The following is a 13,114-nucleotide window of genomic DNA, read 5'->3' as shown; positions in this document are numbered from 1 at the left end:
GAATCACGGCCAATATGTGGCCGTGAGGGGGACTCAATGTGTCTGAATTACGCTGACGTCAGGTCAGGCGCCCGTGGCAGTGTTTAAATTTTTTGCCCGATCCACAGGGGCAACGGTCATTGCGCGACGGGTTGCCCCAGGTGCTTGGATCATCCTCGACAAAGCCGGGACGCGGATCGCCCGAGGCTTCGGCCTCGGCTACCGCTTCGGCCCGTTCGGTCGCTTGTTCGACCTGCTGCTGCGCCTGAGCCTGTTGTGCTTGCATCTGCGCCAGCATTTCCCGCTGCTCTTCTTCAGACAGTGGGCGCACGCGTGACAATTGCTGAGTCACGGTCTCACGCAGGCTATCGAGCATCGACTCGAACAGCTGGAAGCTCTCGTTCTTGTATTCGTTCAGCGGATCGCGCTGGGCATAGCCGCGGAACCCAACGACCGAGCGCAGATGTTCCAGCGTCAACAGATGCTCGCGCCATTTACCGTCGATGGTGTTCAACAGCACCTGTTTTTCGATGTTGCGCATGTTTTCGGGACCAAAGGCCGCCGCTTTCTGCGCCATCATCTCGTCTGCGGCGTTGATCAGACGTTCGCGTACCTGCTCGTCATCCACGCCTTCTTCGGCGGCCCAGTCCTGTACAGGGGCGTCGATGGTCAGCTTATCCTTGACCGCCTCGTGCAGACCGTCAGTGTCCCATTGATCGGCATAGGATTTTGGCGGCATGTGTTCGTCGATCAGATCGTCGATCACCTGTTCGCGCATATCCGAGACGATTTCGGACAGGTCGTCCGAAGACATGATCTCACGCCGTTGGCTGAACACTACCTTCCGCTGGTCGTTCATCACGTCGTCAAATTTCAGGACGTTCTTGCGCATGTCAAAGTTGCGGCCTTCGACCTTGGACTGTGCCCGCTCCAGTGACTTGTTCACCCAGGGGTGGACGATGGCTTCGCCTTCTTTCATGCCCAGGGTGGTCAGCACCTTATCGAGCCGTTCTGACCCAAAGATTCGCATCAGGTCGTCTTCGAGGCTCAGGTAAAACACGGTGCGGCCCGGATCGCCCTGACGGCCCGAACGGCCACGAAGCTGGTTGTCGATGCGGCGGCTTTCGTGACGCTCGGACGCCATTACATAAAGACCACCGGCTGCCAGAACCTTTTCCTTTTCCTCGGCATGGCGGGATTCTTCAGCGGCACGCAGCTGGGCCGGGTCGGCCTCGGGGTTTTCGGCCAGTGCCTGCAAAACCTTCATTTCCACATTGCCGCCCAGCTGAATATCGGTGCCGCGGCCAGCCATGTTGGTGGCGATAGTCACCGCACCCAGACGGCCGGCATCGGCGACGATCTGCGCCTCTTGCTCGTGCTGGCGGGCGTTCAGAACATTGTGTGCAATGCCTTCCTTTTGCAGCATTTGGCTGAGCAGTTCGGATTTCTCGATCGACGTGGTGCCCAGGAGGACCGGCTGGCCCTTTTCCTGCGCCTCTTTGGTCTGTTCGATCATCGCGCCGTATTTCTCACCGGCGGTGCGATAGACCTGATCGTCTTCGTCCAAACGGGCAATCGGTTTGTTGGTCGGAACCTCGACTACGCCCAAACCGTAGATTTCAGCGAATTCTTCGGCCTCGGTCAGTGCGGTGCCAGTCATGCCGCCCAGCTTGTCGTACAGGCGGAAATAGTTTTGGAAAGTCACACTGGCCAGCGTCACGTTTTCCGGCTGAATCTGCACACCTTCTTTGGCTTCGATGGCCTGATGCAGACCTTCGGACAGGCGGCGGCCCGGCATCATCCGGCCGGTGAATTCGTCGATCAGCACGACATCGCCGTCACGGACGATATAGTCCTTGTCGCGCGTGAACAGCTTGTGCGCGCGCAGACCTTGGTTGACGTGGTGCACCACGGTTGTGCTTTCGGGATCATACAGCGAATGCCCTTCGGGGATCAGCCCCGCAGCAATCAGCTGCTGTTCCAGAAACTCGTTGCCCTCATCGGTGAAGGTCACGTTGCGGGACTTTTCGTCCAGCGTATAGTGATCGTCCTGCAACGAGGGGATCAATCCATCAATGGCGGTATACAGATCCGAACGGTCCTGCGACGGCCCAGAGATGATCAGAGGTGTTCGCGCTTCGTCGATCAGGATCGAGTCGACCTCGTCCACAATCGCGAAATTGTGGTATTTCTGGTAAATCTGATCCAGCTCGGCCTTCATATTGTCGCGCAGATAGTCGAAACCCAGCTCATTATTGGTGGCATAGGTCACGTCACAGGCATAGGCCGCTTTCTTTTCGGCGTCGGGTTGGCCCGACCAGATCACGCCGGTGGTCATGCCCACGGAGGCAAACACCTTGCCCATCCATTCCGAGTCGCGCTTGGCCAGATATTCGTTCACCGTGACCACGTGAACGCCCTTGCCGGTCAGCGCATTCAGATAGGCGGGGAAGGTGGCGACCAGAGTCTTGCCCTCACCGGTCTTCATTTCCGAGATGTTGCCTTGATGCAGGAACGCGCCGCCCATCAGCTGCACGTCAAAGGCGCGCAGACCCAGCGCGCGCTTGGCGCCTTCGCGGACGTTGGCAAAGGCTTCGGGCAGCAGGTCATCCAGGCTTTCACCATCCAGCGCGCGTTTGCGCAGCTCGGCGGTTTTTTCGATCAGGCCGTCATCGGACAGTTTTTCGAACTCTGGCTCCAGCGCGTTGATTTTCTCGACCAACGGGCGGGTCGCCTTAATCTTGCGGTCGTTCGGTGTTCCGAACACCTTTTTGGCGAGCGTTCCGAGTCCCAGCATGTTCACTCCAGCGGATCTGTTCTTATCGTGGTTGCGACAGGCTTGCCCACCTTGCGCGCAACCCATAGATACGGGGGGTGAAAGGCGGCCCTGTCCAAGGCTTCAAAGCGATGTAAGCGGCAGGTCCCAGAGTGTCAACGCTGCGCCCTGTCGCGGCAAAGAAATAGGATGATTCCATGCCCAAAGGCCTCACTTTTCTGCCATCGTTGGCGCTTGCTGCTGTGATGGCCCTGCCATTGGCCGCCGAAACCAAACCTGATGCCGCCACCGTGGTCGCTCGTGTGAACGGTGATGAAATCACATTGGGTCACATCATCGCCACCGCAGCCGCGCTGCCCGAGCAGTACCAGCAGATCGAAGACGATGTTCTGTATGATCTGATTCTGGATCAGCTGATCCAGCAACAATTGTTGAGCCAGCAGCAGGACGCTTTGAGCAAACTGAACACTCTGGCCTTGGAAAACGAGACGCGATCCATGCGGGCGGTGCAGGCGGTGGATGCGTTGATCGACGAAAACCTGACGGACGACGTGATACAAGACGCCTATGACGCCCAGTACGCAGATTTCGAAGGTTCGGACGAGTTCAACGCCAGCCATATTCTGGTGGAAACGGAAGACAAAGCCAAAGAAATCAAGGCACAGCTGGATGATGGCGCCGATTTTGCCGAGATGGCCAAAGAACACTCCACCGGCCCGTCGGGCCCGAACGGGGGTGAGCTGGGCTGGTTCGGACCCGGTCAGATGGTCCCGGAATTTGAGGCGGCCGTGATCGCGCTGGACAAAGGCCAGATTTCCGAGCCGGTGAAAACTCAGTTCGGCTGGCATCTGGTCACCCTGAACGACAAGCGCAAAACCGAAGCGCCTGAATTGGAACAGGTACGCGCCGAGTTGACCCAAACCCTGCAACAGGGCGTCATTCAGGCGCGGATCGACGAGCTGACCCGCGAGGCCGACATCGATCGTCCCGCCCCCGAGGGTGCTGGCCCCGAGGCGCTGCGTCAGATCGAACTGCTTCAGGAGTAACCCCCGTGGCCACGATCACCAAGGTATCCCCGCTGGCCCCGGCGGCCTTTCCCGATTTGCCCGCGATTGACGGTGTGCGGTTCGCCACGGTCGAGGCCGGTGTGCGTTATCAGGGCCGTACTGATGTTATGCTGGCGGTGATGGACCCCGGCACCTCGGTGGCCGGGGTGTTCACCCGGTCCGCCACACGCGCGGCCCCGGTTCTGGACTGTCAGGACAAGATCGGCGGTGCCAGTGACGGGCCAGCGGCGATCCTGGTGAATTCGGGTAATGCCAATGCCTTTACCGGCCACTATGGTCAGACCTCGGTGGCCGAGGTGACGCAGGCAGTTTCCAAGGCCACCGGTGTTCCGGTCGAACGGGTTTTTACCTCGTCCACCGGCGTAATTGGTGAGCCGCTGCCTCATGATCGCATCGTGGCGCAGCTTGAGGCTCTGAAAGCGGGCCTCAGCCGTCACGCGGTCGAGGATGCGGCGCGTGCGATCATGACCACGGACACGTTCCCGAAAGGATCCTGCGCGCAGGTCGAGATTGATGGAAAAACAGTCTCTATTGCGGGGATTGCTAAGGGATCAGGCATGATCGCCCCGGATATGGCGACGATGCTGGTTTACATTTTCACAGATGCGCAGGTCGAACAGTCGGCGCTGCAGGCGCTGCTAGGCGCGCAGACGGACCGGACATTCAACTGCATCACGGTGGATAGCGATACCTCAACTTCGGACAGCCTGTTGCTGTGCGCGACCGGGGCGTCAGGCGTGGATGCGACGGGCAATGCCGCCTTCGCCGAGGCACTGGAAGGCGTGATGCTGGACTTGGCACAGCAAGTGGTGCGCGACGGAGAAGGTGCGACAAAGTTCGTGGAAATCCGTGTGACTGGGGCCACCTCGGACGCAGATGCCAAGGTGCATGGGTTGGCAATCGCCAATTCCCCTCTGGTCAAAACCGCAATTGCGGGCGAGGACCCGAACTGGGGCCGCGTTGTTATGGCCATCGGAAAATCGGGTGCCGCGGCGGATCGGGACCTGCTGAGCATTTCTTTCGGTGACATTCTGGTGGCCGAGAAAGGCTGGGTCAGCCCCGATTACAGCGAGGACGCCGCCGCCGCCTATATGAAATGTCAGGATCTGGTGATTTCGGTCGACCTGGGGCTGGGCGAAGGTAAGTCCACCGTTTGGACCTGCGATCTGACCCACGGGTATATCGAGATCAACGCGGATTATCGCTCGTGAAACCGGAGCAATTCAAGCAAAAGTGGAGCCCGGTTTTGCGTCCGGGATTGCGACCATGAAAACCGTATTAGTGTCTGCCGTCGCCCTGATCGACATCGAGGGCCGGGTGTTGCTGGCGCAGCGCCCGGAAGGCAAATCCATGGCGGGCTTGTGGGAGTTCCCCGGCGGCAAGATCGAAGCCGGGGAAACGCCCGAAGCCGCCTTGATCCGCGAATTGCATGAGGAGCTGGGCATCGACACCTGGGCCTCGTGCCTTGCCCCGCTGACCTTCGCCAGTCACAGCTATGACGATTTTCACCTGTTGATGCCCTTGTTTGCCTGCCGCAAGTGGGAGGGGATCCCGCAGTCTAAAGAAGGGCAGGCACTGAAATGGGTGCGCGCGAATGAGCTGCGAAACTACCCGATGCCTGCAGCGGATGTGCCGCTGATCCCAATTTTGCGGGACTGGCTGTAAGTCCGTCAGATTGGACGTCGGAACGAAATCAGTTCCGTTTTCAACCAAGAGAATGTGAATGCAATGTGAACAACGCGTTGCTTCTGTATTTAATATTGTTGATGCAAACTCTGTTAGCTTACGGCGAGTCGAAAACACCTAATGGTGCCTGTCTGCAGAATTACTCAATGATAAGGTCAGGGGCGGCTACACAGATTGAATGGCGCAGATCGGATTGGTGATGTTATGAAAAGCGATACAAGTTCCACCAACAATGAATTGCAAAACAAATGGGCGACATGGACGATGAAGCCTGAAAAGAAACAGCTAAGTTTCAAGTATTTAGCGTCTGCATTGGTCATTGCGGCGTCGGCCTTTGTTGTTGTCGGCCTTCATCAACACGCGATTTTCTGAATTTTTTACCAGCGCCTAATGCGCCGTGTCTTATGTGGTAATCCAGAATATTTAGCCATTAGAAGACCTCCGCAAGACCGATGTCTGCGGCGGCAAATCGTTCCTGACGATCAGAGCATTTGATAGTAGGTCAGAGCTGTTTATCTGTTCGTTCGGTTTAGGTTTGCAATTTCCACACCCGAGATCGGTCAGGTTTCACCACGTCTTGGTTGTTACAATTCGTAAGAATTGAGAAAACATCAGGAAAAAGTTGACGCTGATCGTGCAAGCGTCCCTTAATCGGGCGTTGGCGTCCGGGGTTGATCCTCGGGTCCGCTTTTTCCGGCCCGGGGAGAGGCCGGATGTGGAGGAGAGGAAGATTGGCTCAGACGCAGTCGGGCGCCGAGGGGATGCACTCCCTTGCTGCGCTGCTACACCGAAACGCGACACAGTTCGGGGACGCCCCGGCCTATCGAGAGAAAGAATTCGGCATCTGGCAATGCTGGACCTGGGCTGAGACGACTAAGGAAGTTCGTGCCATCGCGTTGGGGTTTCTCGAGTTGGGTGTTGAAAAGGGCGACCACATTGCTGTGATCGGTCGCAACCGCCCGGCGCATTATTGGTCGATGGTCGCGGCGCAAATGGTCGGTGCGGTTCCGGTTCCGCTGTATCAGGACGCGGTGGCCGAAGAGATGGCCTATGTGCTGGAACATTGCGGTGCAAAATACGTCGTCTGCGGCGATCAAGAGCAGGTCGATAAGGTCATCGAGATTCAGGAAAACCTGCACCAGGTCAAACACATCCTTTATACCGACAAGCGGGGGATGCGGAAATACGACCATTCCCAGATGAATGCGCTGGATGATATTATGGCCGAAGGCCGCGCCGGTCACGCCCGGTTCGATGCGGAACTGGACAAGCGCATCGCTGCGATCACCTATGACGATACCTGCGTGATGCTCTATACCTCAGGCACTACCGGCAAGCCCAAGGGCGTGGTGTTGTCGAACCGCAACGTCATCGAAAGCGCCAAGAATTCAGCCGAGTTCGATCATCTTACCCAGAGCGAGGATATCCTGTCCTACCTGCCGATGGCCTGGGTGGGCGATTTTATCTTTTCCATAGGTCAGGCCTATTGGTGCGGGTTCTGCGTGAACTGCCCCGAAAGCGCCGATACGATGATGACCGATCTGCGCGAGATCGGGCCGACCTATTTCTTCGCCCCGCCGCGCGTGTTTGAGACCCAGCTTACCAATGTGATGATCCGGATGGAGGACGCGGGCAAGCTGAAGCAGCGCATGTTCCATCACTTCATGGCGCATGCCAAGAAGGTCGGAGGTTTGCTGCTGGATGGCAAACCCGTGGGCCTTGGTGATAAGTTGAAATACGCGCTGGGCAATCTGCTGGTCTACGGCCCGCTGAAGGATACGCTGGGTTATGGCCGGTTCCGGGTGGGCTATACGGCGGGTGAGGCCATCGGGCCCGAGATTTTCGATTTCTACCGATCCCTTGGCATCAATCTGAAACAGCTCTACGGGCAGACCGAGGCCACCGTGTTCATCACCGTGCAACCGGACGGCGAAGTACGCGCGGATACGGTTGGTGTGCCTGCGCCGGATGTCGAGTTGAAGATCGATGACAAGGGAGAAATTCACTATCGCTCGCCCGGTGTTTTTGTTGAGTATTTCAAAAACCCGGATTCCACGGCCTCGACCAAAGATGCCGAGGGATGGGTTGCCACTGGCGATGCCGGTTTCATCGAAGAGAACTCAGGGCATTTGCGGATAATTGACCGCGCAAAGGATGTGGGCAAGATGGCCGACGGGTCGATGTTTGCGCCGAAATACGTCGAGAACAAGCTGAAATTCTATCCTGACATCCTTGAAGTTGTATTGTTCGGAAACGGCAAGGATCGCTGCGTGGCCTTTATCAATATCGACCTGACAGCAGTGGGCAATTGGGCGGAACGTAACAACGTGGCCTACGGGTCTTATCAAGAACTGACGGCGAATCCACAGGTGTTAGAGACCATCAAGGCGCATGTGGAAGAGGTGAACAAATCTGTTGCCGCCGACGAGATGCTGTCGGGCTGTCAGGTTCATCGCTTTGTGGTTCTACACAAGGAACTGGATGCGGATGACGGCGAGATGACCCGCACGCGGAAAGTGCGGCGCGGGTTTGTCGAGGACAAGTTCAGCGACATTATCGCGGCGCTGTATGACGGGTCAGAGACCGTCTCGACCAAAACGGAAGTGACCTATGAGGACGGCCGCAAGGGATCGATCAGCGCAACGCTTGAGATCGTAGATGCGTCGGTTGTACCGGTCGCTCAACATAAAGTGGCTGCGGAATGATGGGTCGCCGAGCGCCGCTCGACCTGCGGTCATCGCCCCGCCCGCCATCCCGTTTTTGCGTAGGTCAGGGAGTGACTGATGCTGGATAGTTCCGAAGGATATGTCACCGAAGACGGCCGCAAGATCGGCGGCGTGGTGATGGAGATGAAGAACATCACTCTGCGTTTTGGCGGTGTGGTGGCGATCAAGGATATCTCGTTCGATATTCGCGAGGGTGAGATCCGGGCGATTATTGGACCGAACGGGGCGGGCAAGTCCTCGATGTTGAACGTGATTTCCGGGTTCTATGTCCCGCAGGAGGGTGAGGTCTGGTTTCACGGAGCCAAGCGCCCGCAGATGCGGCCATTCGAGGTCGCGCAGCAAGGCATTGCGCGGACGTTCCAGAACATCGCTCTGTTCGAAGGTATGAGCGTTTTGGACAACGTTATGACCGGACGGCTGAACTTTATGAAGACCAACATTTTTCAGCAGGCCTGGTGGAAGGGCAAGGCAGAAGCGGAAGAGGTGGAGAACCGCGAGGCGGTGGAGAAGATCATCGATTTTCTGGAAATCCAGCACATTCGCAAAACGCCGGTGTCGCGCCTGCCCTACGGGCTGAAAAAGCGGGTCGAGCTGGCCCGTGCGCTGGCGGCCGAACCCAGGCTGCTGCTGCTGGATGAGCCGATGGCGGGCATGAATGTCGAAGAAAAAGAGGACATGAGCCGCTTTATCCTAGACGTGAATGACGAATTCGGCACCACCATTGCCTTGATCGAACACGATATGGGCGTGGTGATGGACCTGAGCGATCGCGTGGTCGTGATGGATTATGGAAAAAAGATCGGCGACGGCACCCCGGATGAGGTGCGCAGCAATCAGGACGTCATCGACGCCTATCTGGGGGTCAGTCATGACTGAGCATCGGACAGACATGGGGAGAGGCGCAGATGCCTGAACAACTCGTATTCGCGATGGAGGTCATCCTCAACGGTCTGATGGCCGGGGTGCTCTATGCGCTGGTCGCGCTGGGCTTTGTTCTGATCTACAAAGCTTCGGGGATTTTCAATTATGCCCAAGGCGTTATGGCGCTGTTTGCGGCGATGACGCTGGTCGGGATCATGAACGGGCAGGTGCCCTTTGCGCATGTGATCAACGCGACTTTTGGCACGCACGTTCATACTTTCGGGTGGAATGTGCCCGCTTTTGTGGCGATCCTTTTGACCATGGGTGTCATGGTATTGCTGGCCTGGGCGGTACAGCGGTTCGTCATGCGTCATCTGGTAGGGCAAGAGCCGATCATCCTGTTCATGGCCACCATCGGGCTGGCCTATTTCCTTGAAGGTGTGGCCGACCTGATGTGGGGGTCCGAGATCAAGACGCTGGATGTGGGCCTGCCGCAGGGCATCAATCTGTGGATTGATGAGAGCACCTTTAACATCTTCGGTTATGGCTTCTTCCTCGACAATCTGGACATCGTGGCGACCGTGATTGCGGCGCTGCTGGTGGCGGCCTTGGTGGCGTTCAGCCAGTACACCAAACAGGGCCGGGCCATGCGTGCAGTGGCCGATGACCATCAGGCAGCACTGTCGGTTGGCATCTCGCTGAACTTCATCTGGATCATGGTCTGGTCGGTGGCTGGGTTCGTGGCGCTGGTCGCGGGCATCATGTGGGGCACCAAGTCGGGCGTGCAGTTCTCGCTGTCGCTGATCGCGCTCAAGGCGCTGCCGGTGCTGATGCTGGGCGGGTTTACCTCGATCCCAGGTGCCATTGTCGGCGGGTTGATAATCGGTGTGGGTGAGAAACTGTTCGAGTTCGCCGTCGGCCCGCTGGTCGGCGGCGCGACCGAGAACTGGTTCGCTTACGTTTTGGCGTTGATCTTCCTGGTGTTTCGTCCGCAAGGTCTCTTCGGTGAGAAAATTATCGAGAGAGTATAGATGGATAAGCTGGAACCCCTCTTCAAAACGTTGCCAATTGCATTGCTGGCCTATGGGTTCGCGCGGTCACTTGGTGACTGCTTTGAACTCAACCTGTCTGGTTCAAGCATAGCGATGCCTGGCGATACAGCGTGGGAGATGAGGATGTTGCTCATTGTGAGCTATCTGCGAGCCTTGGACTCGCTGTTCTTCTACGCAGCTTTTGCTGCTGTGGTGCATTGGCTGAACGTCAAAAGCCGCGGGGTCGCTGCATGACCAAACTGATCGCCATCATCAACGTCATCGCATGGGCAGGGTTCTGGGCCTTTGGCTATATCGCCGTCACCTCGGAAGATCTGACCGAAAGCCAGCTGGTCGTGGCCGCGATACTGGCTTTTGCCGGGCTGATCACGGGCGTTCTGGCCTACATGAAACTGGTGCGCAACTCCGAGGCGAGCGGATACGCCAAGGGCACAAACCAACTGGATGCCGAGGCTCGTAACCGGGCACAGGAAGAGTGGGAGAAGTAAGTTATGTTCTACCGTGAGGCCGGGGATTTCAAAACCTCCTACATCGATGACAACCAGACCTTTCCGATCAAGTTCGACCGGTATCGGTACTATGTCGTGCTGGCCGTGGCCTTTGGGATTATTCCGTTCCTCATCAATGATTACTGGGCCAATGCGTTGCTGTTGCCGTTTCTGATCTACGCGATTGCAGCGATCGGGTTGAACATTCTGGTGGGCTATTGCGGTCAGGTCAGCTTGGGCACCGGGGGGTTCATGGCCGTGGGGGCCTATGCCTGCTACAAGCTGATGACCGCGTTCCCGGATGTCAGCATGTTCATACATGTCATTCTGGCGGGCGGGATCACCGCCATTGTCGGCGTGCTGTTCGGCCTGCCAAGCCTGCGGATCAAGGGGTTCTATCTGGCGGTGGCAACTCTGGCCGCGCAGTTCTTTCTGGTCTGGCTTTTCAACCGCGTACCGTGGTTCTACAACTATTCCGCTTCGGGCCAGATCAACGCGCCCGAGCGTGACGTGTTCGGCATCATTATCACCGGCCCGAATGCACCGGCCTGGGCCACCTATCTGTTCTGCCTGATCTTCCTGTCGGTCAGCGCCATCATTGCGCGCAACCTGACGCGTGGCACCACGGGGCGCAGCTGGATGGCGATCCGCGACATGGATATCGCCGCCGAGATCATCGGGGTGAACCCGCTGAAGGCGAAACTGACCGCTTTTGCCGTCAGCTCGTTCTTTGTGGGCATCGCCGGGGCGCTGTTCTTTGCCGTCTATTTGGGCGCTGTCGAAGTGGGTGAGGTCTTTGGCATTCAGAAATCATTTCTGGTGCTGTTCATGATCATTATTGGCGGGTTAGGGTCTATTTTCGGATCCTTTGCGGGCGCTGCGTTTCTGGTGTTGCTGCCCGTGGTGCTGAAAGTTGTTGGCGCCGATTGGCTGGGCTGGCCCACCGATATTGTGGCGCATCTGCAGCTGGTGATTGTCGGCGCGCTGATCATCATGTTCCTGATCCTTGAGCCACACGGTCTGGCGCAGCTTTGGCGCGTGGCGAAAGAGAAACTCAGACTCTGGCCGTTCCCGCACTAAGGGGCAGGCCCAATCAGATAACGGGTGCAAAGCCCGACCCCAACATCGGACCAACCAAGGGAGGAGACACCCGATGAAATTGACACTGGCAACCGCGGCGCTTAGCGCCCTGATGGCCGCAGGACCGGCTCTGGCGGATTTGGTAATCCCTGATCTCAGCTACCGGACTGGGCCCTATGCAGCTGGCGGCATTCCGTTTTCGGACGGGTATAACGACTATTTCACTCTGTTGAACGAACGGGATGGTGGCATTGGCGGCGTGCCGATCCGCGTGGTCGAATGCGAAACCGGCTACAACACCGAAAAAGGGGTTGAGTGCTACGAATCCACCAAGGGCGAAGGCGCGTTGGTGTATCAACCGCTGTCGACGGGCATCACCTATCAGTTGATCCCAAAAGTGACTGCGGACAATATCCCGCTGCACACGATGGGATATGGCCGGACTTCGGCTAAGAATGGCGACGTTTTTAGCCATACGTTCAACTATCCGGCCAACTATTGGGACGGGGCGTCAGGTGCGATCAACTATCTGTTGGAAGAAAACGGTGGCGATCTGAGTGGCAAGAAAATTGCTCTGGTCTACCACAATTCGGCCTACGGCAAGGAGCCGATCCGCACGCTGGAAGAACTGTCCAAGAAGCACGGCTTTGAGCTCGCGGCCCTACCGGTTGATCACCCCGGTCAAGAGCAGAAGTCGCAATGGCTGCAGATCCGCCGCGACCGTCCTGACTATGTCTTGATGTGGGGCTGGGGCGTCATGAACCAGGTTGCGGTACAGGAAGCCGCAAACATCCGCTTCCCGATGGAGAATTTCATCGGTATCTGGTGGTCCGGCTCGGAAAATGACGTTGTGCCTGCGGGTGAGGCCGCGAATGGCTACAAGGCGCTGACCTTCCACAATGTGGGCACGGATTTCCCGGTCTTTGCTGACCTGCAACAATATGTGGTCGATTCTGGCAAGGCTGCCGGTGCAGGCGATCAGGTTGGGACGGTACTGTATAACCGTGGCCTTTACGCTGCGGTGCTGGCTGCAGAAGCCATTAAGAAAGCACAAGAGCTTTCGGGCAATGCCGAAATCACTCCGGCTGACATGCGTGACGGTATGGAAGCGCTTGAAATGACCGAAGAGAAAATGGCTGAGCTGGGCCTGCCGAACTTTGGTCCGACCTTCTCGGTCTCGTGCAAAAACCACGGCGGCGACGCTCTGGTTGGTGTGACGCAGTGGGACGCGGCGAACAAGACCTGGTCGCTGATTTCGGACTTCAAACCAACAGATGGTGACGTGATCGGTGCGCTTATCGACGAGGATTCCGCAGCTTACGCGTCGGAAAACAACCTCGAGGGGCGCTGCAACTAAAGCACAACAAAAACAGGGGCGGCGGTGATCTGCCGCCCCATC

The 13,114-nt window shown here is 57.6% G+C and carries 12 protein-coding genes; 11 read left to right on the top strand and 1 reads right to left on the bottom strand.

Annotation, left to right across the window (positions count from 1 at the left end; all coding sequences use genetic code 11):
* Positions 1–58: 58 nt before the first annotated feature.
* On the bottom strand, positions 59–2,776 hold the full coding sequence (gene secA, locus ACR0LY_RS10930; protein WP_170349600.1) for a preprotein translocase subunit SecA: 2,718 nt from the start codon (positions 2,774–2,776) through the stop codon (positions 59–61).
* 176 nt (positions 2,777–2,952) lie between these two features.
* Here secA and ACR0LY_RS10925 point away from each other — a divergent pair, with 176 nt between their 5' ends.
* The 11 genes from ACR0LY_RS10925 to ACR0LY_RS10875 all read left to right on the top strand — a co-directional run bounded on the left by ACR0LY_RS10925 (position 2,953) and on the right by ACR0LY_RS10875 (position 13,072).
* Positions 2,953–3,801, top strand: a complete 849-nt coding sequence (locus ACR0LY_RS10925) for a peptidylprolyl isomerase (protein ID WP_170349601.1) — start codon at positions 2,953–2,955, stop codon at positions 3,799–3,801.
* 5 nt (positions 3,802–3,806) lie between these two features.
* On the top strand, positions 3,807–5,033 hold the full coding sequence (gene argJ, locus ACR0LY_RS10920; RefSeq protein WP_170349602.1) for a bifunctional glutamate N-acetyltransferase/amino-acid acetyltransferase ArgJ: 1,227 nt from the start codon (positions 3,807–3,809) through the stop codon (positions 5,031–5,033).
* Positions 5,034–5,088: 55 nt separating this feature from the next.
* Positions 5,089–5,487, top strand: a complete 399-nt coding sequence (gene mutT / locus ACR0LY_RS10915; RefSeq protein WP_170349603.1) for an 8-oxo-dGTP diphosphatase MutT — start codon at positions 5,089–5,091, stop codon at positions 5,485–5,487.
* A gap of 195 nt (positions 5,488–5,682) precedes the next feature.
* Positions 5,683–5,880 carry a hypothetical protein gene (locus tag ACR0LY_RS10910; protein WP_480640896.1) on the top strand — a complete coding sequence of 66 codons (198 nt, stop codon included), beginning with the start codon at positions 5,683–5,685 and terminating at the stop codon, positions 5,878–5,880.
* 389 nt (positions 5,881–6,269) lie between these two features.
* Positions 6,270–8,213, top strand: a complete 1,944-nt coding sequence (locus ACR0LY_RS10905) for an AMP-binding protein (protein WP_170349844.1) — start codon at positions 6,270–6,272, stop codon at positions 8,211–8,213.
* Between the two features lie 78 nt (positions 8,214–8,291).
* On the top strand, positions 8,292–9,110 hold the full coding sequence (locus tag ACR0LY_RS10900) for an ABC transporter ATP-binding protein (protein WP_170349605.1): 819 nt from the start codon (positions 8,292–8,294) through the stop codon (positions 9,108–9,110).
* Between the two features lie 29 nt (positions 9,111–9,139).
* Positions 9,140–10,126 carry a branched-chain amino acid ABC transporter permease gene (locus tag ACR0LY_RS10895; protein WP_170349606.1) on the top strand — a complete coding sequence of 329 codons (987 nt, stop codon included), beginning with the start codon at positions 9,140–9,142 and terminating at the stop codon, positions 10,124–10,126.
* Positions 10,127–10,381 (top strand): hypothetical protein, encoded by a 255-nt coding sequence (locus tag ACR0LY_RS10890; RefSeq protein WP_170349607.1) that lies wholly within the window; start codon positions 10,127–10,129, stop codon positions 10,379–10,381.
* Positions 10,378–10,635, top strand: coding sequence for a hypothetical protein (locus ACR0LY_RS10885; RefSeq protein WP_170349608.1), 258 nt, complete (start codon positions 10,378–10,380; stop codon positions 10,633–10,635). Before ACR0LY_RS10890 ends, ACR0LY_RS10885 begins: the two co-directional genes overlap by 4 nt.
* Positions 10,636–10,638: 3 nt before the next feature.
* Positions 10,639–11,715, top strand: coding sequence for a branched-chain amino acid ABC transporter permease (locus ACR0LY_RS10880; RefSeq protein ID WP_170349609.1), 1,077 nt, complete (start codon positions 10,639–10,641; stop codon positions 11,713–11,715).
* 73 nt (positions 11,716–11,788) lie between these two features.
* Positions 11,789–13,072: an ABC transporter substrate-binding protein gene (locus ACR0LY_RS10875; RefSeq protein ID WP_170349610.1), complete on the top strand. Its 1,284-nt coding sequence runs from the start codon at positions 11,789–11,791 to the stop codon at positions 13,070–13,072.
* Positions 13,073–13,114: the final 42 nt, after the last annotated feature.

Source organism: Ruegeria sp. BC5 (assembly GCF_056539205.1).
This window is presented reverse-complemented; position numbering and strand designations above follow the sequence as displayed.